The sequence below is a fragment of the Streptomyces sp. NPDC003379 genome, from assembly GCF_053589195.1.
Genome location: NZ_JBSFRK010000028.1, coordinates 40,298 through 65,271, shown reverse-complemented (window position 1 = coordinate 65,271; position 24,974 = coordinate 40,298). Strand labels below are relative to the sequence as shown.

19 protein-coding genes are annotated in these 24,974 nt (G+C 70.6%); 10 read left to right on the top strand and 9 right to left on the bottom strand.

Annotation, left to right across the window (positions count from 1 at the left end; genetic code table 11):
• Positions 1 to 118: 118 nt before the first annotated feature.
• The 7 genes from ACWDVB_RS25845 to ACWDVB_RS25815 all read right to left on the bottom strand — a co-directional run bounded on the left by ACWDVB_RS25845 (position 119) and on the right by ACWDVB_RS25815 (position 11,267).
• Complete coding sequence (locus ACWDVB_RS25845) at positions 119 to 1,273, bottom strand: ABC transporter ATP-binding protein (RefSeq protein WP_451512593.1); 1,155 nt, start codon at positions 1,271 to 1,273, stop codon at positions 119 to 121.
• Positions 1,266 to 2,318: an ABC transporter ATP-binding protein gene (locus ACWDVB_RS25840; RefSeq protein WP_451512898.1), complete on the bottom strand. Its 1,053-nt coding sequence runs from the start codon at positions 2,316 to 2,318 to the stop codon at positions 1,266 to 1,268. Before ACWDVB_RS25840 ends, ACWDVB_RS25845 begins: the two co-directional genes overlap by 8 nt.
• Positions 2,319 to 2,341: 23 nt before the next feature.
• Positions 2,342 to 3,304 (bottom strand): ABC transporter permease, encoded by a 963-nt coding sequence (locus ACWDVB_RS25835; protein ID WP_451512592.1) that lies wholly within the window; start codon positions 3,302 to 3,304, stop codon positions 2,342 to 2,344.
• A complete protein-coding gene (locus ACWDVB_RS25830) occupies positions 3,297 to 4,226 on the bottom strand; it encodes an ABC transporter permease (protein ID WP_451512591.1) in 930 nt (309 codons plus the stop codon). The genes ACWDVB_RS25835 and ACWDVB_RS25830 overlap by 8 nt, the downstream gene beginning before the upstream one ends.
• Positions 4,227 to 4,307: 81 nt before the next feature.
• On the bottom strand, positions 4,308 to 5,936 hold the full coding sequence (locus ACWDVB_RS25825; protein ID WP_451512590.1) for a peptide ABC transporter substrate-binding protein: 1,629 nt from the start codon (positions 5,934 to 5,936) through the stop codon (positions 4,308 to 4,310).
• A gap of 501 nt (positions 5,937 to 6,437) precedes the next feature.
• Positions 6,438 to 8,312, bottom strand: a complete 1,875-nt coding sequence (gene typA, locus ACWDVB_RS25820; protein ID WP_451512589.1) for a translational GTPase TypA — start codon at positions 8,310 to 8,312, stop codon at positions 6,438 to 6,440.
• Positions 8,313 to 8,642: 330 nt separating this feature from the next.
• Complete coding sequence (locus tag ACWDVB_RS25815) at positions 8,643 to 11,267, bottom strand: ABC transporter substrate-binding protein (protein ID WP_451512588.1); 2,625 nt, start codon at positions 11,265 to 11,267, stop codon at positions 8,643 to 8,645.
• A gap of 353 nt (positions 11,268 to 11,620) precedes the next feature.
• Here ACWDVB_RS25815 and ACWDVB_RS25810 point away from each other — a divergent pair, with 353 nt between their 5' ends.
• The 7 genes from ACWDVB_RS25810 (at position 11,621) to ACWDVB_RS25780 (ending at position 18,499) form a co-directional block, all read left to right on the top strand.
• Positions 11,621 to 11,935, top strand: a complete 315-nt coding sequence (locus ACWDVB_RS25810) for a hypothetical protein (protein WP_451512587.1) — start codon at positions 11,621 to 11,623, stop codon at positions 11,933 to 11,935.
• A 69-nt stretch (positions 11,936 to 12,004) separates the two neighbouring features.
• Positions 12,005 to 12,841, top strand: a complete 837-nt coding sequence (locus ACWDVB_RS25805; RefSeq protein ID WP_451512586.1) for a hypothetical protein — start codon at positions 12,005 to 12,007, stop codon at positions 12,839 to 12,841.
• On the top strand, positions 12,841 to 14,775 hold the full coding sequence (locus ACWDVB_RS25800) for a fumarate reductase/succinate dehydrogenase flavoprotein subunit (protein WP_451512585.1): 1,935 nt from the start codon (positions 12,841 to 12,843) through the stop codon (positions 14,773 to 14,775). The genes ACWDVB_RS25805 and ACWDVB_RS25800 overlap by 1 nt, the downstream gene beginning before the upstream one ends.
• Positions 14,772 to 15,542 (top strand): succinate dehydrogenase/fumarate reductase iron-sulfur subunit, encoded by a 771-nt coding sequence (locus ACWDVB_RS25795; RefSeq protein WP_451512584.1) that lies wholly within the window; start codon positions 14,772 to 14,774, stop codon positions 15,540 to 15,542. The genes ACWDVB_RS25800 and ACWDVB_RS25795 overlap by 4 nt, the downstream gene beginning before the upstream one ends.
• Before the next feature lie 93 nt (positions 15,543 to 15,635).
• On the top strand, positions 15,636 to 16,889 hold the full coding sequence (locus ACWDVB_RS25790) for an alpha/beta hydrolase family protein (protein ID WP_451512583.1): 1,254 nt from the start codon (positions 15,636 to 15,638) through the stop codon (positions 16,887 to 16,889).
• A 126-nt stretch (positions 16,890 to 17,015) separates the two neighbouring features.
• Complete coding sequence (locus ACWDVB_RS25785; RefSeq protein WP_451512582.1) at positions 17,016 to 17,945, top strand: hypothetical protein; 930 nt, start codon at positions 17,016 to 17,018, stop codon at positions 17,943 to 17,945.
• Positions 17,946 to 18,325: 380 nt separating this feature from the next.
• On the top strand, positions 18,326 to 18,499 hold the full coding sequence (locus tag ACWDVB_RS25780; RefSeq protein WP_451512581.1) for a hypothetical protein: 174 nt from the start codon (positions 18,326 to 18,328) through the stop codon (positions 18,497 to 18,499).
• On the opposite strand, the gene ACWDVB_RS25775 is transcribed toward ACWDVB_RS25780, so the two are convergent.
• Positions 18,496 to 19,089: an MBL fold metallo-hydrolase gene (locus ACWDVB_RS25775; RefSeq protein ID WP_451512580.1), complete on the bottom strand. Its 594-nt coding sequence runs from the start codon at positions 19,087 to 19,089 to the stop codon at positions 18,496 to 18,498. The two genes, ACWDVB_RS25780 and ACWDVB_RS25775, sit on opposite strands and share 4 nt — an antisense overlap.
• Before the next feature lie 147 nt (positions 19,090 to 19,236).
• On the opposite strand from ACWDVB_RS25775, the gene ACWDVB_RS25770 reads away from it, so the two are divergent.
• From ACWDVB_RS25770 to ACWDVB_RS25760, 3 genes are all read left to right on the top strand, one after another.
• A complete protein-coding gene (locus ACWDVB_RS25770; RefSeq protein ID WP_451512897.1) occupies positions 19,237 to 20,181 on the top strand; it encodes a GlxA family transcriptional regulator in 945 nt (314 codons plus the stop codon).
• An 86-nt stretch (positions 20,182 to 20,267) separates the two neighbouring features.
• A complete protein-coding gene (locus ACWDVB_RS25765; RefSeq protein WP_451512579.1) occupies positions 20,268 to 21,071 on the top strand; it encodes a hypothetical protein in 804 nt (267 codons plus the stop codon).
• Between the two features lie 116 nt (positions 21,072 to 21,187).
• On the top strand, positions 21,188 to 21,607 hold the full coding sequence (locus tag ACWDVB_RS25760; protein ID WP_451512578.1) for a hypothetical protein: 420 nt from the start codon (positions 21,188 to 21,190) through the stop codon (positions 21,605 to 21,607).
• On the opposite strand, the gene ACWDVB_RS25755 is transcribed toward ACWDVB_RS25760, so the two are convergent.
• On the bottom strand, positions 21,594 to 24,890 hold the full coding sequence (locus ACWDVB_RS25755; protein ID WP_451512577.1) for a SpoIIE family protein phosphatase: 3,297 nt from the start codon (positions 24,888 to 24,890) through the stop codon (positions 21,594 to 21,596). The genes ACWDVB_RS25760 and ACWDVB_RS25755 overlap by 14 nt on opposite strands.
• Positions 24,891 to 24,974: the final 84 nt, after the last annotated feature.

Below are 24,974 nucleotides of genomic sequence, written 5' to 3'. Positions count from 1 at the left end.
TGTCGCCCGCTTCTGACTGATACACGCCCGGCGACCACAGGTTGTTACACGCGAAGGCGCCCCCGGCCATGACGGCAGGGGGCGCCTTCGATCTCGTACCGGACTCAGGCCAGTGACGTCACGCCGCGTGCACGACGTTCTTCTCCTCCGCGAAGTGACACGCCGACTCATGCGCGGCCGGAGTGTCCTGCCCCTTGAAGCGCTCCGGGATGGCGAGCAGCGGGGTCTCCTTGGCGCACTTGTCCTCCGCCTTCCAGCAGCGGGTGCGGAAGCGGCAGCCGGAAGGGGGATTCGCGGGCGACGGGACGTCACCCGTCAAAATGATCCGGTCGCGGCCCTCGCGGGCCTCCGGGTCCGGGACGGGGACCGCGGAGAGCAGTGCCTGCGTGTAGGGGTGCGTCGGGTGCTCGTAGATCTGCTCGTCCGAGCCGATCTCCGCCATCTTGCCGAGGTACATCACGCCCACGCGGTCCGAGATGTGCCGGACGATCGACAGGTCGTGCGCGATGAAGAGGTAGGAGAGGTTGAACTCGTCCTGGAGCTTCTCCATCAGGTTGATGACCTGGGCCTGGACGGAGACGTCCAGGGCCGAGACCGGCTCGTCGCAGATGATGATCTCGGGGTTGAGGGCGAGGCCGCGCGCGATGCCGATGCGCTGGCGCTGGCCGCCCGAGAACTGGTGCGGGTAGCGGTTGATGTACTCGGGGTTGAGGCCGACCACGTCCAGGAGGTCCTGGACCTTCTGGCGCCGCGAACCCTTGGGGGCCACCTCGGGGTGGATCTCGAAGGGCTCCCCGATGATGTCGCCCACCGTCATACGGGGGTTCAGGGACGTGTACGGGTCCTGGAACACCATCTGGATGTTGCGCCGGACCGCCTTCAGCGCGCGCCCGGACAGCTTGGTGATGTCCTGGCCCTTGTAGAAGACCTCGCCGGCGGTGGCCCGCTCCAGGGTCATCAGGAGCTTGGCGACCGTGGACTTGCCGCAGCCCGACTCGCCCACGATGCCCAGCGTCTCGCCCTGGTACAGGTCGAAGGAGATGCCGTCGACCGCCTTGACCGCGCCGACCTGCTTCTTGAGCAGGATGCCCTGGGTGAGAGGGAAATGCTTGACCAGGTTGCGGACCTGGAGGATCGGCTCGCCGCGTTCGACCGGGGCCTCGATGGCGGCCACGGCCTCCGTCTCGGTGGCGACGTCGACCAGCTCCACCTCGGAGACGTTCGGCATCGCGTCCTGCGGCTCCTCGGGCGCGAGCTTCTTCGGCTCAGCCATGGATCGTCTCCTTCCAGAAGTGGCACGCGCTGCCGCGGCCCGGCAGCTCCGCGCCGTCCTGCTCGGCGACCGGCACCAGGGCCGGGATCTCCGTGCGGCAGATGTCCTGCGCCTTGGGGCAGCGCGGGTTGAACGCACAGCCGCTGGGGATCTTGAGCAGGTTGGGCGGCAGGCCCTTGATCGCGTAGAGCTCCTGGCCCTTCTGGTCCAGGCGCGGGATCGAGTCGAGAAGGCCACGGGTGTACGGGTGCGCGGGGCGCTTGTACAGCTCGTGGACGGGGGCCGTCTCGACGATGCGGCCCGCGTACATGACCGCGATCTTGTCCGCGACGTCGGCGACGACGCCGAGGTCGTGGGTGATCAGGATCAGGCCCATGTTGTACTCGCGCTGAAGCTCCGCGAGCAGGTCCATGACCTGGGCCTGGACCGTCACGTCGAGCGCCGTGGTGGGCTCGTCCGCGATGATCAGGTCCGGCTCCAGGGCGAGCGCCATCGCGATCATGATGCGCTGGCGCATACCGCCGGAGAACTGGTGCGGGTAGTCGTTCACCCGCTCCTTGGCGGCCGGGATCTTGACCTTGTCCATCAGTTCGATGGCCTTGGCCTTGGCCTGCTTGCGGCCCATCCCCTCGTGCACGCGGAACATCTCGCCGAGCTGGTAGCCCACCGAGAGGACGGGGTTGAGGGACGACAGCGCGTCCTGGAAGATCATCGCGATCTTGCGGCCGCGGATCTTCCTGCGCTCCTCGCCGGACATCTTCAGCATGTCCTGGCCGCGGAAGAGGATCTCGCCCTGCGGGATCTTTCCGGGCGGCATGTCGAGGATGCCCATGATGGCCTGGGCCGTCACGGACTTGCCGGAGCCCGACTCACCGAGGACGGCGAGCGTCTCGCCCGCGTCCACGCTGTAGTTGACGCCGTTGACGGCCTTGACCACACCGTCCCGGGTGTGGAACTCGACGTGCAGGTCCTTCACGTCCAGGAGCCTGCCGCTCTTCTCCTCGCCCGAGCGGGGGGCGGGGATCGAGTCTGTCTTGATGTCGATGCTGGTCACGTTAAACGCCTCCCTCAGCGCAGCTTCGGGTCGAGGGCTTCGCGTACGGCGTCACCCATCATGATGAACGCCAACACCGTGATGCTCAGCATCCCTGCCGGGAAGATCAGCGTGTGCGGGTTGTTGCGGATGTCCTGCGTGGCGTCGGAGATGTCGCCGCCCCACGAGATGGCGCCGTCGCCGATGCCGAGGCCCAGGTACGACAGCGTCGACTCGGCCACGATGTACGTACCGAGCGAGATGGTCGCCACGACGATCACCGGAGCCAGCGCGTTCGGCAGGATGTGGCGGAACAGGATCCGCTTCGTCCCGGCCCCGAGCGCGCGCGCCGCCACCACATAGTCGGCGTGCTTGGTGGTGATGACCGCGCCGCGCATCACGCGGGCGATCTGCGTCCAGCCCAGGAAGGCCAGGGCGCCCATCACGACCCAGACGGTCCGATCGGTGAAGGAGTTCAGGACGACCATCGCGCCGAGCAGGAACGGGATGCCGAAGAACACGTCGATGAGACGCGAGATCAGGCTGTCCCAGAAGCCGCCGAAGTAGCCGGCGAGCATGCCGCACAGGCCGCCGAAGAAGGTGACCAGCAGGGTCACGCCGACGCCGACGAGGATGGAGTTGCGCGCGCCGTGGACGACACGCGCGTAGATGCTGCGGCCCGTCCTGTCGTAGCCGAACCACTCGGCCTGGAAGAAGTGGCCCAGTTCGGGCTTGCCCAGGAAGTGGTTGACCTGGTCGCCGGACTCCGGATTCGTACCGGTGAACAGGCCCGGGAAGGCCGCCACCAGAAGCAGGACCAGGATCAGGATCGCCGAGATCACGAAGAGCGGGTTCCGCCGCAGTTCGCGCCACGCGTCGCCCCAGAGGCTGCGCGGCTTGCCCGTCGACACCGGGGCGGAGACCGCGGAGCCTGCCACGACTTCGTCCTGGGCCGCCGCGGTCTCTTCCGTGGTCGAGGTCTTGGTCAGATCAGGCATAACGGATCCTCGGGTCCAGGACCGCGTAAAGCAGGTCGACGATCAGGCTGGCTGCGAGGTACACCAGCACCAGGACGGTGACGACACCGACGATGACCGGGCCCTCACGGCGGGCCAGCGCCTGGAAGAGCAGGTTGCCGACGCCCGTCACGTTGAAGATGCCCTCGGTGATGACCGCGCCACCCATCAGGGTGCCGACGTCGGTGCCGAGGTAGGTGACCACGGGGATCAGCGAGTTGCGCAGCAGGTGCCGGGTGACGATCCGCTGGCGCGGCAGTCCCTTGGCGACGGCGGTGCGCATGTAGTCCGCCTGACGGTTCTCCGCGATCGAGGTGCGGGTCAGGCGGGCCACATAGGCGAGACCGACCATGCCCAGCACCAGCGCGGGCACCATCAGCTGGCCCATGTTCTCGGAGTCCTGAACCGTGGGTGTGATCCACCCCAGTTCGTTTCCGAAGAAGAGCTGGAAGAGCAGGCCGACCACGAAGATGGGGACGGAGATCACCAGGAGCGTGAAGAGGGTGACGGTGTTGTCGACGAACCGACCGCGCTTGATGCCGGCGAGGACACCGAGTGTGATGCCGACGATGAGCTCGAACGTCCAGGCCATGGAGGCCAGTCGTACCGAGACCGGGAAGGCCTGGGTGATCTCGTCGAGCACCGGCCGGTTACCGGCGATGGTGTTGCCGAAGTCCCCTTGCAGCAGTCCGCCCATGTAGTGCAGATACTGCTGCCAGAGCGGCAGATCCAGACCACGGTCGTGCCGGATCTGCGCGACCTGCGCGGGGTCCGGCGGCTTGTCGCCCCACAGCGCCCGCACGGGGTCGCCGGGGAGCACGTTGACCATGATGAAGATCAGCAGGGTTGTCCCGATGAAAACCGGGATCATCTGGAGCAGTCGCCGTGCGACGTAACGCCCCATTGGTGCCTCCGTCCAATCCGGAGCCGCCCGAAGCGACGCCCGGGGTCACCGGGCGTCGCTTCGGGAACTGGCGTCCGTCGACTACTTCTTGAAGACCTTGATGTCGGACAGGACGGGGTCACCGGCCTGGTCGAACACGACGTCCTTCACGTTCTTCGAGTGGGCGGAGAGCGTCTTGTTGTACCAGAGCGGGATGCCGGGGAAGCTGTTCTGCAGCTCCCTCTCGGCCTCCTGGTACAGCTCCGCGGACTCGTCGATCGTCTTGGCCGCGTCGGCCTTCTTGGTCAGCTCGTCGAACTTCTTGTCGGAGAACTCGCCCTTGTTGCCGTCGACACCGGTCCCGTAGAGGTCGGCGAGGAAGTTGCCGTTGAACGGGTAGTCGAGCACCCAGCCCGACCGGTACATCGCCTTGACCTGCCTCTTGTCCCGCACCTCGGTGTCGGCCTGGAAGTCGGTCTTCGGGTCGCCGACGCACTTCACGCCGGTCGACTTGGTGATGGAGTTGCACACCGCCGTGACCCAGCCCTTGTGCGGCTGGTCGGCGTTGTACTGGATGGTGAGCTTGTTGCCGGGAACGCCGCCGCCGTCCTTGACGAACTGCTTGGCCTTCTCGGGATTGAACTTGCAGTACTCGCCACAGGCGCCGGCCTTGTAACCCTTGACGCCCTTGGCGACCCAGCCGGAGGCCGACTCGCGGGTACCCGCGAAGGTGGTCTTGGCGATGGTGTCACGGTCGATGGCCATCGACAGGCCCTGGATGACCTTGACGTCCATGTCCTTGAACGTCTTGCTGTAGAACGCCGGGTTGACCGTGTTGATCGCCGAGAAGTCCTGCTCGATGGCGCGGTCGCCGAAGTCCTGCTTGAAGTTGGCGAGCTCGCTGTCCGGGATCAGCGGCATCGTGTCGACGTTGTCCGAGCGCAGGTCGTTGTACGCGGCCTGCGGCGTCGTGTACGCCTTGAAGTTGATGCCGCCGTTCTTGGGCTTGTCCTCGCCCTGGTAGCCGGACCAGGCGGTGACCTGGATCGACTTCTTGTGGTCCCAGCTCTTGAACTTGTAGGGACCGTTGCCGACCGGGGCCTCGCCGTACTTCTTCGGGTCCTTCAGCGCGGCCGAGGGCATCGGGAAGAAGGGCTTGTAGACGAGCTTGTACGCGTAGTACGGGATGCCCGTCTTGAGCGAGATGGTGAAGGTGTTGTCGTCGACGACCTTCAGGCCGGACATGGCCTTCTTCTTGGCCTTGCCCTTCTCCGGGTGGACGTCGTCGTAGCCGACGATGTCGCGGTACCAGGAGCTGTTCTGCTGGGCGTTGGCCGGGTCGGCCGCCCAGTTCCAGGCGTCCACGTACGACTTGGCGGTGACGGCCTCACCGTTGTGGAACTTCCAGCCCTGCTTCAGCTTGACGGTCCACACCTTGTTCGCCTTGTCGGGCGTGACCGACTCGGCGTTCTCGTAGGTGATGTTGCCCTGCTTGTCATAGTGGACAAGCCCGGTGAAGAGCGCGTCGATGACAACGCTGCCGTACGCCTCCATGGTGTTGGACGGCTGCAGAGCGTTCTGCGGCTCACCGTTGGCGTAGCTGACGATCCCCTTGGGGTCGACCTTGCGGTTGCTGTTGTCGCTGCTGTCGCTGCCGCCGCCACAAGCGGTGGCAGTCAACGCCACAACACCGGCTATCGCGACCCACTTGGCGCTCTTGGCACCACGCATGGGGTTCCTCCTCATGAGTCCACTGTTCACTACAAGAGGGGGTACGTGTGATCGCGCCGACACCCCTGACGGCGAAGATCCAGTACCCCAGTGTGCTCGTGAGTCGGCGCTCCCCACAGCGCGTGACCCATTGACCCGAGCTATACGCGGTCAACTATTAGCCATGCGGTACCGGTCGACCACACCCTTTTGGTCTCGGTTCAATCACACCTGGCACGTACAACTTCCAAAATCCGGACAAACCGATCCGAGATAGATGGTTGCGAAACGGACGTGTTACACATCTAACGGTCAGTGACGTCCGTATAACGGACGCTCCGGGGTCAAAAAGGAGTTGCCGCGGACGTCTTCACGCGACAGTGGCGGGACCGTGGCCACACCGTACCGCCAGCGGAAACGCGAGAGGCCGGCTTCCGCCCAACTCCCGTGGGAGCGGCGGAAACCGGCCTCATACGTCCCTGACGCACCACCGGAGGTTTACCCTCCGGCGGTGAGGGGGCGTCAGCTGTGCTTGGCGCGCGACGCGGTGCGGCCGCGCTGCTTCTGGTCCAGGACGACCTTGCGGATGCGCACGGTCTCCGGGGTCACCTCGATGCACTCGTCGTCGCGGCAGAACTCCAGGGACTGCTCCAGCGACAGCTTGCGCGGCGGGACCACGTTCTCCGTGGAGTCCGCCGACGCGGCGCGCATGTTGGTGAGCTTCTTCTCCTTGGTGATGTTCACGTCCATGTCGTCGGCGCGCGAGTTCTCACCGATGATCATGCCCTCGTACACCTCGGTGCCCGCCTCGGTGAAGATGACACCGCGCTCCTGGAGGTTGATCATCGCGAACGGCGTGACCGTGCCCGAGCGGTCGGCGACCAGCGAGCCGTTGTTACGCGTCTTCAGCTCGCCGAACCACGGCTCGTGGCCCTCGAAGATGGAGTGCGCGATGCCCGTGCCGCGGGTCTGCGTCAGGAACTCCGTACGGAAGCCGATGAGGCCGCGGGACGGCACGATCCACTCCATGCGGATCCAGCCCGAACCGTGGTTCGTCATGGTCTCCATGCGGCCCTTGCGGGTCGCCATCAGCTGCGTGATGGCGCCGAGGTGCTCCTCGGGCGAGTCGATCGTCATGCGCTCGATCGGCTCGTGGACCTTGCCGTTGACCTCCTTGGTGACCACCTCGGGCTTGCCGACGGTCAGCTCGAAGCCTTCCCGGCGCATGGTCTCGACGAGGATGGCGAGCGCCAGCTCACCGCGGCCCTGCACCTCCCAGGCGTCGGGGCGCTCGGTGTCCAGGACGCGGAGCGAGACGTTACCGATCAGCTCCTTGTCCAGGCGGTCCTTCACCTGGCGGGCGGTGACCTTGTGGCCCTTGCCGCCCTTGCCGACCAGCGGCGAGGTGTTCGTACCGATCGTCATGGAGATCGCCGGCTCGTCGACCGTGATCAGGGGCAGCGCGATCGGGTTCTCGGGGTCGGCGAGGGTCTCGCCGATCATGATGTCCGCGATACCGGCGATGGCGCAGATGTCACCGGGGCCGGCCTTCTCGGCGGGCTTGCGGGTGAGCGCCTCGGTCATCATCAGCTCGGTGATGCGGACGCTCTGCTGGGTGCCGTCACGCTTGATCCACGTGACGGTCTGGCCCTTGCGCAGCTCGCCCTGCTCGACGCGGCAGAGCGCGATACGGCCGAGGAAGTTGTCGGCGTCCAGGTTGGTGACGTGGGCCTGGAGGGGGGCCGACTCGTCGTACTCCGGAGCGGGGACGTGCTCCAGGATCGTCGTGAAGAACGGCTCCAGGCTGTCGCTGTCCTGCGGGACCGTGCCGTCCTCCGGCTTGGTCAGCGAGGCGACGCCGTCACGCGCGGTCGCGTAGACGATCGGGAACTCGATCTGCTCCTCGTCCGCGTCCAGGTCCAGGAACAGGTCGTACGTCTCGTCGACGACCTCGGCGATCCGGGAGTCGGGGCGGTCCGTCTTGTTGATGCAGAGGATGACCGGCATCTTCGCGGAGAGCGCCTTGCGGAGCACGAAGCGAGTCTGCGGGAGCGGGCCCTCGGAGGCGTCGACGAGCAGCACGACCGCGTCGACCATCGACAGGCCGCGCTCGACCTCACCACCGAAGTCGGCGTGGCCGGGGGTGTCGATGATGTTGATCGTGACGGGGTCGCCGCCGTCCTTCGGGTGGTACTTGACGGCGGTGTTCTTCGCCAGGATCGTGATGCCCTTCTCACGCTCCAGGTCGTTCGAGTCCATCATGCGGTCGTCGAGCGACTCCGCTGCGTGCGCGGCGAAGGCACCGGCCTGCTTGAGCATGGCGTCGACCAGCGTGGTCTTGCCGTGGTCGACGTGGGCGACGATGGCGACGTTACGAATGTCATGGCGCGTGGGCATACAGCTGCGCTTCTCCCGGGAAGACGTGGACGGCGGCGCGTACGGTCCGGTACGCGTGCCCTGCCGGGCAGACAACACGCCACGGCCTTACCCCAGTCTACGTGGCCCGCGCGGAGGCGGCCTCCGCGGGGGGTTTGCGGGCAGCCGCGAGCGGACGTTCCGGACAGGGGTGTCAGGGGTGAAACCGCAGGTCAATGGGGTTGGTACGACCTTGCCCGCCGGGGTGGCCGACGGGCAAGGGAGTTGAGCGGAATCTGAGCGTCGGTCCCGTGAAGAGATGGTGTACGTCACTTGGACGCGACGTGGGTCACTCGCGGACGGGGCCCTCCGTCACTCCGCCGAGGGCGAGCCCGACGGCTTGACGTCCGGCCTCAGGAAGCCGATGTCCTCGTAGTGCGGGGCCTGGAAGCCGAAGGCTCCCGCGTTGGCCAGGTTCGGGCGGGCCGCCATCAGCTGGGGGCGCTGGTAGAGCGGGATGGAGCCCGCCTCCGCCCAGATGCGGGCGTCCGCCTTCTTCACCAGGGAGCGGGACGTCTCCTCGTCGAGTTCGCCCAGCGCCTGGTCGAAGAGCTGGTCGATGTGGTCGGTGCCGACGCGCGTGTAGTTCTGCTCGACGTTCAGCGAACCGTCGGCGGCCGGGATCGGCTTGGCGAAGATCGGCCGGGCGTCGGTGGCCGGGAAGGCCGAGGCGGGCCAGGAGTAGAGGGCGAGGTCGTACTGGCCGGACGCGATGTGGTCCTTGAAGTAGCTGGTGTCGGCGACCTTCGACGTCTCCGTGCGCACGCCGATCTTCTCCAGCATCCGCGAGATCCGGTCGGCCACCGCCCGCAGCGGCTCCGAGCCGTCCCCGGAGGGCAGCACGAAGCGCAGGGTGAGGGGCTTGCCGTCCTTGCCGAGCGGTCCGCCGGCGGCGGGCGCGGCGGTGCCCTTGGGTGCGTACGCGCCCGGGGCGCCGCCCTTGGCCTGGTCCCTGGAGCTCGACCTGGCCGCGGACTGCCGGTCGCCGTGCTGTCCGGCGCTCTGCCCGGTGTGGTCCGCCGGATCCTTTCTGCTCTTGTCCGCCCTGCTCTTGTCCGCCTCGGCCTCGCCCGGCCGCCGCAGGACGTCGGCCTGGCGGGTCAGCGCGGCCTTCTGGTGGGCGGCGGCGGGCGCGGGGGCGAGCACGGGGGTGCTGTTGTCGGCGGGCTTGCCGTCGTCCTGGCCGACGATGTAGGTGCCGTCGTCGGAGCCCTGGCCGGAGCGGCGGCCCGCGCCTTGTGCGGAGCCTTGGTCTGGCGCCGACCCGGACTCGGAGCCCGAGCCCGAGCCGGACCCCGAGCCCGAGCCGGACCCCGAGCTGGAGCCGGAGCCGGAGCCCGACCCGGACCCGGAGCCGGAGCCCGAGCCCGACCCGGACCCCGAGCCGGAGCCCGAGCCCGAGCCGGATCCCGACCCAGATCCCGAGCCGGAGCCCGAGCCCGAGCCCGAGCCCGAGCCGGAGCCCGAACCGGAGCCCGAACCGGACTCCTCCGCGTCGTCCGACTCCGACTCCTCCGACTCCGCCTCGTCCGACTCCGCGTCGCCCTCTCCGCCCGCCGTCTTCGTCTTCTTGTCCTTCAGCTTCTCCTTGAGGGCCCCGCCCGGCGTCCATCCGGCGTCCGCGAGCAGCGCCCGCGCCTCCGCGGTGTCCTGCTCGCCGAGGGCCCCGCTGCTGTCCGCGTACGCCTCCTGCCCGGCGAGGGCCAGATGGCTGCCGACCGGCTTCGCGGGCAGGCCGAGCGGCTTCAGTACCGCCTCGGCGAGTTCCTCGCGGTCCAGGGCGCGGGCCACCGCGCGGCGCACCCGGTCGTCGGCGAGCGGGCCCTCGGAGCCGTTGAGGGCGAGCTGGGTGTAGGCGGGCTCCAGGGACTTGCGGACCACGTAGCCGGTCAGGCCCGCCTGCTCGGTCGCGTACTTCCTGACCGCCTTGCGGGTCTTCTGGCGGACCCGGACCTCGGCCGTCGCGGCCTCCTCGTCGGAGCCGTTGGCGATCGCCCAGGAGCGCAGCGCCCTGGCGGGCGTGAGCTGCGTGCCGGGGCCGTGGGTCAGCGGACCCTGCTCCCCCTTGTCACGGACGGCGAGCGAGATCCGCCCGGCCTCCGTGGCGTCGATCTCGGCCAGGTCGACCCTGCCCCTGGCGAGCGCCTCGGCCCGCTCGGCGCGCGTCACCTGGCGCAGCACCAGCTTGTCGAGCTTGACCGGGCGCCCCCACCAGCGCGGGTTGCGCACCAGCGTCACCTCGCCGGCCTTGCGGTCGATGTCCGAGAGCGCGAAGGGGCCCGCGGTCGCCTTCAACTTGCGGCGGGCGCCGTCGTTGAAGGAGTCGGGGACGCCCATGATCTGCTTCGGGTACAGCGGTGAGAAGAGGGAGCGCCAGTCCGCGTACGGCTTGCCGAAGGTGACCCGCACCTCCAGGTTGTTCGCGCCGCGCTCGATCTTCTCGATGCGGTCGTAGCCGGCGTTCCTGGCCGTCCAGTACGCGGTGTCCTTGCCGGACAGGGCCCGCCACTGCGCGGCGAAGTCGTCGGCGCCGATCTCCCGGCCGTCGCTCCAGACCGCCTGCTGGTTGAGCTTGTAGAGGACGACCTGCCGGGGCTCGCGTTCGACGATCTTCGCCGACTCCAGGAAGTCGGCGTTGCGCTCCGTCCTGCCTTGCGCGTCGAGGCGGAACAGGGACGGCAGGACCGCGCCCGCGATCCGCGAGGTGCCAGCGTCGGCATCGGACTGGAAGGTGTTGAGGGTCTCGGGCAGCGTGTCGATCGCCCAGTTCATGGTCCCGCCGTCGGCGACCATGTCCCGGGCCGCGGGGGCGATGTCCTGGCCCGCGGCCGGCCGGTCCGCCTCGTCGTTCGAGCTGCATCCGGCGAGGGTGGGCAGGGCCAGCACCCCCGTCGCGAGGAACACGACAGATCTGACCCTGACGCGGTCGTGGGACATGGGTGGTACCTCCGGGGTCCGGGGCTCGCCCGGCCGCCCGCTACCAGGACCGGGCCGGGTTTGATCACGTTTGGCGGTATATGGAGCTGATCACATCTATGGCCCCACTGAAGGTGACCGGACGGGCGGCGCGGCGGAGGCACGGCGTGGAGGCGCGCGGATGCCACTCGTGCGGCCCAATGGGCCGGGCCGGTCGGCGGTGGTCGAGATCGGCGCGATAGGCGCGTGTTCCGGCGCATTCACCGCCCCTGATCCGTCAATCGACGCAGATCTCTTCACAAGCCGGGATGTGGCGCGCGACACTCGCAGGCGCATGAGCGTTGCCACCGCACACCCCGAAGTGAGGGCAAGTCATGGCTCTGCACGATGAATTGGCGGCCGTACAGCGCTGCGTCGACGACTTGGTCCGCACCGTCGGCAGGCTGGAGCAACAGGCCGGTGACCAGGTGGCGGGCGTCGACGTACGCCGGGTGCGCACCGACACCGACCGGCTTCGCGAGAGCGTCGCCCTGCTGCGCGCCACGTCCACGCCACCGGCTCCCCGCGAGGAGCCGCGCAGGACCGACCTCGTGACCATTCCCGACACGCCGTACGACAGCTCGCTGTGGACGAACGCCGGGGACATCGACGACGAGGGCCTGGGCGGCCGGGACCGCCGCGCCCCCTGACCCACCGCCCCGCCGACCCCTCACGCACGACCGACCCGAGGTACCCGAGGACGAAGGAGTGGAGCCTCGTTGGCCACCGGCACGGAACCTCAACCGAAGAGCGGAACGGCCCCCGGCGGCGGCGTGCGCGACGGCACGCGCGCCTCGATCGCCGCTGCCCACCTGCGCACCGACCGCTGGTGGCTGGCGCCCGCGGCGACCGCGGCCGGGCTCCTCGCCTTCGTCGTCTACTCGACCTGGCGGGCCTTCGCGAACGCGGATTACTACCAGGCGCCCTACGTCTCGCCGTTCTACTCGCCGTGCCTGGCCGACAACTGCGCGCCCATGCGCTCGGGCCCCAACTGGGAGGTCTTCGGCAGCTGGTGGGGCCTGTCCCCCGCGCTGCTCGTCCTGATCTTCCCGCTCGGCTTCCGGCTGACCTGCTACTACTACCGCAAGGCCTACTACCGCGGCTTCTGGGCGTCACCGCCCGCCTGCGCGGTCGCCGAGCCGCACAAGAAGTACACCGGTGAGACCCGCTTCCCGCTGGTGCTCCAGAACATCCACCGGTACTTCTTCTACGCGGCGGTGCCGGTCGCGGGCATCCTCACGTACGACACCGTGCTGACGTTCCGCGACGAGCACTACGAGTGGGGCCACATGGGCCTCGGCACGCTGGTCTTCCTCGTCAACATCGTGCTGATCTGGGCGTACACGCTCTCCTGCCACTCCTGTCGGCACATCGTCGGCGGAAAGCTCAAGCACTTCTCCAAGCATCCGGTCCGCTACCGCATGTGGCAGTGGGTCGGAAAACTGAACGCACGGCACATGCTCCTCGCCTGGGCGTCGTTGGTGAGCGTCGCGCTCGCCGACTTCTACGTGTATCTGATCGCGTCCGGCGCCTTCGACGATCCGAGGTTGTTCTGATGTCTCAAGTGGAGCGACAGCAGTGGGACGTCGTCGTGGTGGGGGCCGGGGGCGCCGGTCTGCGGGCCGCGATCGAGGCGCGTGAGCAGGGCGCTCGTACGGCCGTGATCTGCAAGTCGCTGTTCGGCAAGGCCCATACGGTGATGGCCGAGGGCGGCATCGCGGCCTCCATGGGCAATGTGAACTCCGGCGACAACTGGCAGGTCCACTTCCGTGACACCCTGCGCGGCGGCAAGTTCCTCAACCAGTGGCGGATGGCCGAACTACACGCCCGCGAAGCGCCGGACCGGGTCTGGGAGCTGGAGACGTGGGGCGCCCTGTTCGACCGTACGCCGGACGGACGGATCTCCCAGCGCAACTTCGGCGGACACGAGTACCCGCGCCTCGCGCACGTCGGCGACCGCACCGGCCTCGAACTGATCCGCACGCTCCAGCAGAAGATCGTCTCGCTGCAGCAGGACGACTTCCGCGAGTTCGGGGACTACGAGGCGCGGCTGAAGGTCTTCCAGGAGTGCACGGTCACGCGCGTACTGAAGGACGGGGACCGGGTCAGCGGGACGTTCTGCTACGACCGCGAGTCGGGCCGCTTCTTCGTCCTTCAGGCGCCGAGCGTGGTCCTCGCGACGGGCGGCATCGGCAAGTCCTTCAAGGTGACGTCGAACTCGTGGGAGTACACGGGCGACGGCCACGCGCTCGCGCTGCTCGCCGGATCGCCCCTGCTGAACATGGAGTTCGTGCAGTTCCACCCGACGGGCATGGTCTGGCCCCCGTCGGTCAAGGGCATCCTCGTCACCGAGTCCGTGCGCGGCGACGGCGGGGTCCTCAGGAACTCCGAGGGCAAGCGGTTCATGTTCGACTACGTCCCCGACGTCTTCAAGGAGAAGTACGCGCAGTCGGAGGAGGAGGGCGACCGCTGGTACGACGACCCGGACCACAACCGCCGTCCCCCCGAGCTGCTCCCCCGTGACGAGGTCGCGCGGGCCATCAACTCCGAGGTGAAGGCGGGCCGCGGCTCGCCCCACGGCGGTGTCTTCCTGGACGTGTCGACGCGCATGCCCGCCGAGGTCATCAAGCGGCGGCTGCCGTCCATGTACCACCAGTTCAAGGAGCTGGCGGACGTCGACATCACCGCCGAGGCGATGGAGGTCGGGCCCACCTGTCACTACGTGATGGGCGGCATCGCGGTCGACTCCGACACCGCCGCCGCACACCGCGTGCCGGGGCTGTACGCCGCGGGCGAGGTCGCGGGCGGCATGCACGGCTCCAACCGGCTGGGCGGCAACTCCCTGTCCGACCTGCTCGTCTTCGGGCGGCGCGCGGGGCTGCACGCGGCGCGGTACGCCGCCGGGCTCGCCGCCGACAGCAGGCCCGCGGTGGACGAGGTGCAGGTGGACACCGCGGCGGCCGAGGCGCTGCGGCCGTTCAGCGCGGAGGGCCCCGAGGACGGGGCGACGCCGGAGAATCCGTACACCCTCCATCAGGAACTCCAGCAGACCATGAACGACCTGGTCGGCATCATCCGCCGCGAGGCCGAGATGGAGCAGGCCCTGGAGAAGCTCGCCGAACTGCGGGTGCGGGCGCGGCGGGCCGGGGTCGAGGGGCACCGCCAGTTCAACCCCGGCTGGCACCTCGCGCTCGACCTGCGCAACATGCTGCTGGTCAGCGAGTGCGTCGCGCGGGCCGCCCTGGAGCGCACGGAGAGCCGCGGCGGCCACACCCGTGAGGACCATCCGGCGATGAGCCGCGAGTGGCGGCGCGCCAATCTGCTCTGCCGGCTCGTCGACCCGACCGGCGGTCTGGCCGCCACCGATCCCGTACGCGGTCAGATCGACCTCGTCCGCGTGACGACCGAGCCCATCCGCCCGGACCTGCTCGCCCTCTTCGAGAAGGAGGAGTTGGTCAAGTACCTGGCTGAAGAGGAGCTGTACGAGTGAGTTCGTACGACGCGCGATTCAAGGTCTGGCGCGGGGATCCGGACGGTGGTGACCTGGAGGACTTCAAGGTCGAGGTCAACGAGGGCGAGGTCGTCCTCGACATCGTCCACCGCCTCCAGGCCACCCAGGCGCCGGACCTCGCGGTGCGGTGGAACTGCAAGGCGGGCAAGTGCGGTTCGTGCTCGGCGGAGATCAACGGCCGTCCGCGGCTGATGTGCATGACGCGCATGTCGGTCTTCGAGCGCGACGAGGTCATCACGGTGACGCCGCTGCGGGCCTTTCCCGTGGTGCGGGACCTGGTGACGGACGTCGGCTTCAACTACACGAAGGCGCGCGAGGTCCCCTCCTTCGTTCCGCCCGCGGAGCTGGGGCCCGGCGAATACCGCATGCAGCAGGCCGACGTGGACCGGCCGCAGGAGTTCCGCAAGTGCATCGAGTGCTTCCTGTGCCAGGACACGTGCCATGTGGTGCGCGACCACGAGGAGAACAAGGGGGCGTTCGCCGGGCCGCGCTTCTTGATGCGGGTCGCCGAGCTGGACATGCATCCGCTGGACGCGGCGGCGGAGACCGGCCTCGACCGCAAGCGGACCGCGCAGGACGAGCACGGGCTCGGCTACTGCAACATCACCAAGTGCTGTACGGAGGTGTGCCCCGAGGGGATCAAGATCACGGACAATGCGCTGATTCCGTTGAAGGAGCGGGCCGTTGACCGGAAGTACGACCCGTTGGTGTGGCTGGGGAACAAGATCCGGCGGCGGGCGGAGTAGACAGCCCCGGGAATTGTGGGGGTAATCCCCCAGCCGGGATTTCCGTGGTTTCCCCCATGGTCGCGAAGGGGCGGTGACGATCAGCATGGAGGCATGACTTCTCGTGCTTCCCTGACCCGTCGTTCGCTCGTCGGGCTCGCGGCCGCGGGGCTCGCGACGGCCACGCTGTCCCTGCCCGCGCCCGCGGCTGCGGCCCCGGCGGCGCCCGCAACCGGCGCCGCCGCCCGCCTGCCCGCGCCCACCGGGCCGTACGCGACGGGGACCGTGTCGGCCCGGCTCGTCGACCGGTCGCGGCACGACCCGTGGGTGCCTTCGCAGCCGTACCGGGAGCTGATGATCAGCATCTGGTACCCGGCCGCGCACACTCCCGGATCCGGCTCCGGCGGGGGACACCCCCGGGCTCGCTACATGGCGCCGGGCGCCGCCGCCCGCTGGGGCGCCACCTCGCCGCACGGCATCCCGGAGGGCGCCCTCGACTTCGCGGCCCTGCGGACACACGCCCGGGAGGGAGCCCCGGCCGACACCCGCGGTGGGCGGCGCCCCGTGCTGGTGTACGCGGCGGGGGCGGGCGACCCGCGCACGTGGAGCACGGCGCTGGTCGAGGAGATGGCGAGCCGCGGCTATGTCGTGGTGACCGTCGACCACACCTATGAGAACCCCGGAGTGCAGTTCCCCGACGGCTCGGTCAAGGACGACGGGCCACTGCGCGAGGCGCTCGCCGAGGCGCAGCGGAACGGCACCATGTCCGCCCTGCTCAAGAAGACGCTGGACGTCCGGGTCGCCGACTCCAGGTTCGTCCTCGACCGCCTCGGCTCGCTCCCGCACGGCCTGTCCGCGGTGGTCGACCGGCGGCGGGTGGGCATGTTCGGCCACTCCGCGGGCGGGATCGCCGCCGCGCAGACGATGTACGAGGACCGTAGGGTCAAGGCGGGCATCGACCTGGACGGCACGCTGGAGTTCAACCCCGAGCCGAACGGCACCAACCTGATGCCGGTCGCGCGGCACGGCCTGGACCGCCCGTTCCTGCTCATGGGCCGGGAGGGCAGCGACCGCACGACCGAGCCGTCCTGGCGCGCGTTCTGGTCCCACAGCACCGGCTGGAAGCGGAACCTCACGCTGCGGGGCTCGCGGCACCAGACGTACACCGACCTGACCGCGCTGCTGCCAGGGGCCGGGGTGGACCGAGCGACCGTCGAGGAGCACATAGGCACGGTCGTCCCGGCGCGGGCGGTGGCGGCTCAGCGGGCCTACGTGGTCTCGTTCTTCGACCGGTGGCTGAAGGGGGAGGACGACGGACTGCTGACGGGGCCTTCGAAGCGGTATCCGGAGGTGGAGTTCGCGGGGTGAGGTCTGCGGGGCGAGGTTCGTGGGGCGAGGTTCGCGGGGCGCGCGCATGGGCCCTCGGTCCGGGGTGGGAATTCCGCTCCCGCGCCGCCCGCCGGGCGCCCGGGCCCCTGTGCCACACTGCCGCGCATGCGAATTTCCCGCACCGTCCGTCCCTGCGTGGCCGTGCTGCTCACCGGCGCGCTGAGCGTGGGCGTGGCCGGCTGCTCCCTGCCCGGCGGTGACGGTGACGGTGAGGGCGGCGAAGGCACCGGGCTGGAGCGTGCGCTCGACGCGGTCCCGGCCTCGGCCGCCGACCAGGCGGTCACGTACCGGGACGTGCGGACCGTGCGCCGGCTCCTCGCCAAGGACCCGTCGCTCTACCGCGGCCTGGAGGGCTTCGGCATCCTCGAAGTCATGCAGAGCGGCTACACGGGCGGGAACATCCGCGCGGACTGGGGGTTCGACGAGAAAGATGTGCGGGCGTCCGTGCTGGTCGGCCGGAGTTCGCTGCTGACCGGCGAGTTCGACGCGGACGCGGTCGGGCGCGCGATGAGGAAGCAGGGCTACAAGGCGGCGGACACGGAGGGAGGCACCCGCTTCAAGAAGGGCGGTGAAGCGGGGACCTACGAGGTCTCCGACTCGGTCCGTGTCACCAACCGTTCGGACGTCAGGCTCGGCCTCTCCGCGCCCGGCACGTCCCTGCGCGACGACAAGGCGTACGCGGCGGTCGCCGACTGCCTCGGTGACGTGTACGAAGCGACGTTCCATTCGAAGCGGGAGGACGCGGACGCCGTGCTTTTCGCGATCGGCGGACGGCTCGGCAAGGACGGCACCTCCTCCTCGGAGAGGCTCTGCGCGCGGACCGCGTCGAAGAAGGCGGCCGAGACCACCGCCGCCGCCCTGCGCGAGAAGACGGCCTCCGGCGAGCGCTACGCGGGCTCGAAGGTGACCATCGGCAAGGGCGACACCCCGCTCGTCATGATGACCTGGAAGAACCGCACCAAGACCGGCCTGCGCCCCAGCGACAACGACAGGACGGCGGAGCTGCCGGGGTTGTTGGCGTGGGGGCGGGGGTGACGTCTCGGGTGAGGCCGCCGTGATGACGTAGCTCTGGGAGAGGGGATATCCCGTCCCGGAGGTCCGGACGGGCGAGGCGGCGACGCGGGGCGCGGTGTCTGCGGCGGAGGCCGGGATGCTGATCGGGCGGTTGCTGCGGCGGTTGCACGCGCTGCCCTGCCGTTCCGCGGACGCCGCCGTGTCCCCACCGGGTGCTGCCGCGATGTCGGAGCTGATTTTCGCGACGGTGGCGGGGTGGCGGGCCCGCCTCCGAGGGGTGTCGCGCCGCGCTCCTCGCCTCCGCCCCGGGCCCGGTACGGGCCGAGGTGCGCACCTGCCTCGGCCAGGCTCACGGGCGGCGTGCGGGCAACTCCACGCTGGGGGCGCCGGAGAAGGGCGGCTTGCTGGAGCTTGGAGCTGACGCAGAGCGTGCCCTCGGTCAGGGCGTCCAGGAGTTCGTCCTCGCGGGTTTCCCAGGCGTGATGGACGCGGCGGAACCGGGATTCGTCCGCTGCCGTGTCGCCGTACGCCACGCGCTGCGGCTCCGCTTCCTGGTGGTCCGTCAGGGCGGCTAGCGTGGCGTGGTCCCGTCGGGCCTGAACGGGCCGCCGTGACCCGGCACGATCAGGTCCGCCGCGGCTATCACCCGGAGCCGGGAGGCGCGCAGCACCTCGCGGTCGGGGGCCACCGGGTCGTCCACCGGGCCGTCCGCGTGCCACCACAGGTCGCCCGCGAAGGCCACCACGCCCGCGTCCGTGCCCGCCAGCAGCGTGATGTCCTCGAAGCTGTGGCCCGGGGTGCGGATCAGCCGGAGCGACGGGGTGAGTTCGTACCCCTCCGCGTCGCGGTTCCGCCACTGATCGCCGAGGTACTCCACCTTGTGGTCGTGCACCCGGGCCCGTCCGAACAGGCCCACGTTCATGGTGTTGTCCGGGTGGTGGTGGCTGAGCACCACGTCCGTGATGTCGTCGGGGCCGAGCCCCAACTCCGCGAGCGGCGCGAGGATGTGGTCACGGCTCGCCACCATGCCCGGGTCGAAGATCACATGCCGGCCGGCGTCGGCCACGTAGGAGACGGTTGCGGCGACTCCGGGGCCGGTGGAGCCGACGTAACCGGTGGTCAGGATCGTGTATACGGCGCTGCGGCCGAGCGGTGCGTCTGTCATGGCTTTGATCTTTCCGGGTGGGCGGATCGTCCACGAGTGGCACAGCTGCCGCTGATCGCAGGATTGGTGCCACGCTCACGCTCGCCAACACGCGTCAGTGCCACACGTCAGTGCCACACTGCGCGTGTGTCGCATGTGCCTCCCTTCATGACCGTCGCCGCCTACACCCCGCCCGGCGTCGGCCTGCTCGCCGTCGGCATCGTCACCGAGGTCTTCGCTCGGCACGGCGAGGCAGCGCCAGGTTTCGACCTCGTCCTCTGCGCCGACCGGCCCGGCCCGGTCGCCACCGACGTCGGCGTACCGCTCACCGTCACGCACGGCCTTGACCGGCTCGCCTCCGCCGATCTGGTGATCGCCCTGCCCTGGGCGGACTTCCGCACGCCGCCACCCGCCGCCGTGCTCGAAGCGCTGTCGGCCGCGCACGAGCGCGGCGCACTGGTCGCGGCGCACTGCGTCGGCGCTTTCGCGCTCGCCGCCGCCGGACTGCTCGACGGCCGACGGGCCACGACACACTGGCGGTTCGCCGAGCTGCTCGCCCGCCGCCACCCGGACGTCACCGTCGAACCGGACGCCCTCTACATCGACGAAGGACGCGTCGTCACGGGCGCGGGAGCCGCCGCGGGCTTCGACCTCTGTCTGCACCTGCTGCGCCGGGAGCACGGAGCGGCGATGGCCAACGCGGTCGCGCGGGACGTGGTGCTGCCCTCCCACCGCGACGGCGGGCAGGCGCAGTACCTGGCCGCCCCCGCCCCCGAGGACAGCCGCGACGAGCGGCTCGTGGAGGTGCTCGCGTGGGCCCGCGAGAACCTCCACGAGCCGCTTCCCGTCGCGGAGCTGGCCCGGCGCGCCATGATGAGCAAACGCTCCTTCGCCCGCCGCTTCACCGCGGCGACCGGCACCACTCCCCACGCCTGGCTGCGGAACCTGCGGCTGAGCGGCGCCGAGGAGCTCCTGGAGACCACGGACCTGCCGGTCGAGGAGATCGCCCACCGCGTCGGATACGGAAGCGCGGCCGTCCTGCGCGAACAGTTCGTGCGCCGCCGCGGGGTGCCGCCCCGCTCCTACCGCCGCTCGTTCACGAGTACGCCGTGACGCCGTGACGCCGTGACGTCCTGACGCCGCCGGGTTCGGTCACTCCCCGGTCGCGGCACCCCGAATGGGGCCATACGCTCCGGAATGTGACGCCGCCCCCGTCCAGAGCCTCGCGGGCAGCCACGGTCGCCGTGGCCGTGTTGCTCGCCTGTGCTCCGCTGCTGTCTCCCGCGCCGCCCGCCTTCGCCGAGGACCCCGTCACGCTCTCCCGCACCGGCCAGATCACCGACCGGGCGGACGCCACCGCCGGGCGCAACGGGCTCGGCCTGGAAGACTTGCTGCTCGCCGTGGCCACGCACGACCGGCAGTTCGCCTACTCCATGGACAGCGACCCGCGGCCCGGCGACGCGCGGCCCCCCTCCATCACCCCCGGCCCGGCCGACCCCGGCGGCGACGGTGACTCGGTCGCCGGTGATCTGGTGCTGCCCGTGCTGGCGGCGGGCGCGGTCGTGGTCGCCGCGGCGGTCGCGTACAGGCGGCGGAAGAAGCGGTTCACTACGCGTACGACACCGGGCGGCGGCCGGGGCGGGGGCATGGGCGCAGGCACGGGCGCACGCGCAGGCGCACGCGCGGGCAAGGACCTCACCCCGCTGCCCGAGCTCGACAAGCAGGCCCGTCTGCTGCTCGTCGAGACCGACGACGCGATCCGCACCAGCACCGAGGAACTCGGCTTCGCGACCGCCCGGTTCGGCGAGGACGCGGCCAAGCCGTTCGGTGAGGCGCTCGCGTACGCGCAGTCGGAACTGGCCGCGGCGTTCCTGCTGCGGCAGGAGCTGGACGACGCCTTCCCCGAGGACGAACCGACCCGGCGCCGCATGCTGGACGAGATCGTCGCGCGCTGCGCGCGGGCCGAACGGCGCCTGGCCGTGTCACGCGTGCGGAGACGGTGATCGCCGAGGTGCGGGGCCGGGCGGCCGCCGGGCCCCACGATCCGATCGCGGCCCCGCGCCGTCGCGGCCCCGCGCCGTGTGGCGGAGGCCGACGCGGCGCTCGACGCGGCGTTGGCGTGCGCCCGGGAGCGCGAGGTCAGCGACCGGCGCTCCCGCGACCTGCTCGCCCGGCCCTGCTCACCGCGCGCAGCGCCGTCGGCACGGCCACGGACTACGTCACCACGCACCGCGGCGCCGTCGCCGGCGAGGCCAGGACGTGGCCGGCGGAGGCCCGGCGCCACCTGGACCAGGCGGAGGCGGCCCCGGAGGACGAAGCCACGGCCGCGCTCGCCGAGGCCCAGTGGGCGGACCCCCTGGCCCGGCAGGAGCACCAGCTCGCCGAACGCGACGTGCGGGGCTACGGCAATCCCTTCGGCGCTCCCGGAAGTTCCGCGCGGTGGCGGCCGGCGGAGGCGGCAGGCTCTGAAAGCCCCGTAGCAGCGGTTCAGGTGAGCCCGCCGGGGGTCAGCGGACCGACGGGCGTCAGAAGAGGCTGAGCAGTGCCTCCGCCGCGTCCATCGGCTCGCTCTCCCCGTCGGGCAGCGGCAGTTCGAACCACACCGTCTTGCCCTGCGGTGTCCTGCGCGAGCCCCACCCGGCGCTGAGCAGGCCGACCAGCTGGAGCCCGCGCCCGCCCTCGTCGGTGTCGCGCGCCCGGCGCCGGCGCGGCTGGACGAAGCCGCCGTCCCAGACCTCGCAGACCAGCGTGCGGTCGAGCAGCAGACGGAGTCTGATCTCTCCCTCGCCGTACCGCAGGGCGTTGGTGACCAGCTCGCTGACCAGCAGTTCCGCCGTGTCGCAGAGCCGCTCCAGGTCCCAGGAGCGCAGTTGGTCACAGGCCAGTTCGCGGGCACGGCCCACCGACTTGAGGTCGCGCGGCAGCGTCCAGTCGCCGACGTGCTCGGCGGGCAGGCCCTCGACGCGTGCCGTGAGGAGCGCGATGTCGTCCTCGCCGTGGTGGGTGTCGAGGGTGTTCAGGATGTGGTCGCAGACGTCCTCCAGGGCGGGAGGGGCGTCGTTGAGGGCGCGTACGAGCGCGTTCAGGCCCTCGTCGAGAGGGTGGTCGCGGGATTCGACGAGGCCGTCGGTGTAGAGCGCGAGGAGGGCGCCCTCGGGGAGTTCGACCTCGACGTCCTCGAAGGGCTCGCCGCCGACGCCGAGCGGCATGCCCGGGGGCACGTCGAGCATGAGCGCTGGTTCGCCCGGTTCGACGAGGACGGGCGGCAGGTGTCCGGCGTTGGCGATGGTGCAGCGCCGGGTGACGGCGTCGTAGACGGCGTAGACGCAGGTGGCGAGGTAGACCTCGCTGAGGTCGGCGTCCGCCGCCTTGCGGGCCGCGCGGGTGCTCTGCTGCGGCCCCGCGGGGTTGCCGAGGCCGCGGGCGATCTCGTCGAGGGCGGAGAGGACCTCGGCGGGCTCCGTGTCGAGGAGCGCCAGGGTGCGCACGGCGGTGCGCAGCTCCCCCATGGCGACGGCGGCGCGCAGGCCCCGCCCCATGACGTCGCCGACGACGAGGGCGGTGCGGTGGCCCGGCAGTTCGATGACGTCGAACCAGTCGCCGCCGACCTCGGTGGCGGCGTTGCCCGGCAGATAGCGGCAGGCGATGTCGAGGCCGGACGCCTCGGGGTCGCCGGGCGGCAGCAGGGACCGTTGCAGTATCAGCGCGCGCTCGTGCTCGCGGCGGTAGAGGCGGGCGTTGTCGATGCAGACGGCGGCGCGCGCGGCCAGTTCGACGGCGAGCGCCCGGTCGCGCTCGCCGAAGGGTTCGCTGCCCTTCGTACGGGAGAACTGGGCGAGGCCGACCACCGTGTCGTGGGCGACCATCGGCACGGCGAGCGTCGACTGGATGAGGCCGCCGGTGAGGCGGCTCGCGGACCCGTCGTGCTCGGCGGTGGTCAGCCGGGGACGGGCGGCGCGCAGGGCGTCGGCGCAGGGCGAGGTGAACGCGAAGCGGTGCACGGCGCCGACGTCGACGGGGGCGGTGCCCGGCGGGAACGGGGCGTCGGCGACGGCGCTCGCGAAGGCCACGCGGCGCAGTTCCGCGCTGCCGTCGGCGAGGCCGGGCGGCGCCTCGTCGCCGTCGAGGAGCCCTTGGTACAGGTCGACGGAGGCGAGGTCGCAGAAGCCGGGGACGGTGACGTCCAGGAGCTCTCTGGCGGTCGTCTCCAGGTCGAGGGAGTTTCCTATGCGGGCGCCCGCCTCGTTCAGGAGGGCGAGGTTGCGGCGGGCGTGGGCGGCCTCGCGGGCGGCGGCGTGCCGCCGGGTGACGTCGGTGCCGAGGCCCGCGACGCCGATGGGGCGGCCGGAGCCGCTGTGCACGCGGTAGAGGTTGATCGACCAGTGCCTGCGTTCGGTGCTGCCGGGTGCGGGGCCGACGATCTGCATGTCCGTCACCGAGTCGCCGGTCTCCAGGACCCGCTTCAGGGCGGCGGCCATGCGGTCGGCCTCGTGGCGGGGCAGGTAGTCGTGGACGGTGCGGCCGCGGTGGTCCTCGTCGCCGCCGCCGAAGACGTCGACGAAGCGGCGGTTGGCGCGCTGGACCCTCAGGTCCGTGCCGAACAGCAGGAAGCCGAAGGGAGATTGGCCGAAAATGGCCTGCGAGGCGGCGAGGTCCGTCTCGATCTGCCGGAGCGCGCGGATGTCCACGACGATGCAGACCGCGGCCCGTTCGCCGTCCTCCGTGCCGGTCGGCATGACGTAGACCTCGGCGATGCCCTCCATGCCGATGCCGCCCGCGCCGGCCTCGTCGGGCACACGGAAGGGGACGACGCCCGTCCACTCCCGTCCGTCGAGGATCTCCGCCATCTTGCGGTGGCCGCCGGCGCGCAGCTCGGGCGGTACGAAGGCCTCGATGGGGTCCTTGCCGACGGCGTCCCGCGCGGCCACGCCGAACAGCCGCTCGGCCCGTACGCTCCACTGGTCGACGAGACCGTCGGGCCCGATCGAGAACGAGGCGACCTTGATGTAGTCATAAATCGACCCGGGCGGACTGCTCTGCCAGGTCTCGTCAACGACACCCCCACCAACCGGCCCACCTGCGGACCCATGCCCCGCCCCGCCACCGATCCACCCACGGCCCGCCCCGCCACCGGCCCGCCCGTCGCCCGTGGCATCACCGGTCCGCCCGGCACCCGTCGTGCCACTGCTCAGCCCGGCACCCGACGCGCCACCGCCCGGCCCGGCACCCGACGCCCCACCAGCCCGTCCGGCACCCGTCGTGCCACGAGCCCGCCCGTCGCCCGGTGCGTCACCGCCCGGACCCGCCCCCGTGGCGTCACCAGCCCGTCCTTCACCCGTCGCGCCACCGGCCCGCCCGTCACCCACCGCGCCACTGCTCAGCCCGGCACCCGGCGCACCACCGCCCGGCCGTGCGCCACCGATCGATCCATCGCCCGCCGCGCCACCGCCCGGCCCGGCACCCGCCGCGCCACCAGCCCGTCCTTCACCCGTTGCGCCACCGGCCCGCCCGTCACCCGCCGTGCCACCGGTCGGCCCATCGCCCCTCACGCCACCGGTCGGCCCGCCGGTCGGCGGGTCACCGGTCCGTCCGTCACCCATCGCGCCACCAGTCCGCCCGTCAAACCCCGCGCCACCGGTCGATCCGCCGACCGCCCGGTCGCCCGGCGGCCACTTGGTCTGCGCGTCGCGCGACGGACCCTCGGGCTCCGTCGCCTTCGCTGGTATCTCGCTCACGCGAACCGTCCCCTCCAGCTCACCGCGTCCGGCACCGGTCGCCGCGTACGGCTGACCGCAGTATCCAGCACTACGGACCGGCCCCACACGGCGTTCACGATCACAGCACGGACTCGACGCTTTTTGGCCCGTGCCACTCTTGTGCGACGCCCTTGGCACACTGCCAGTCTT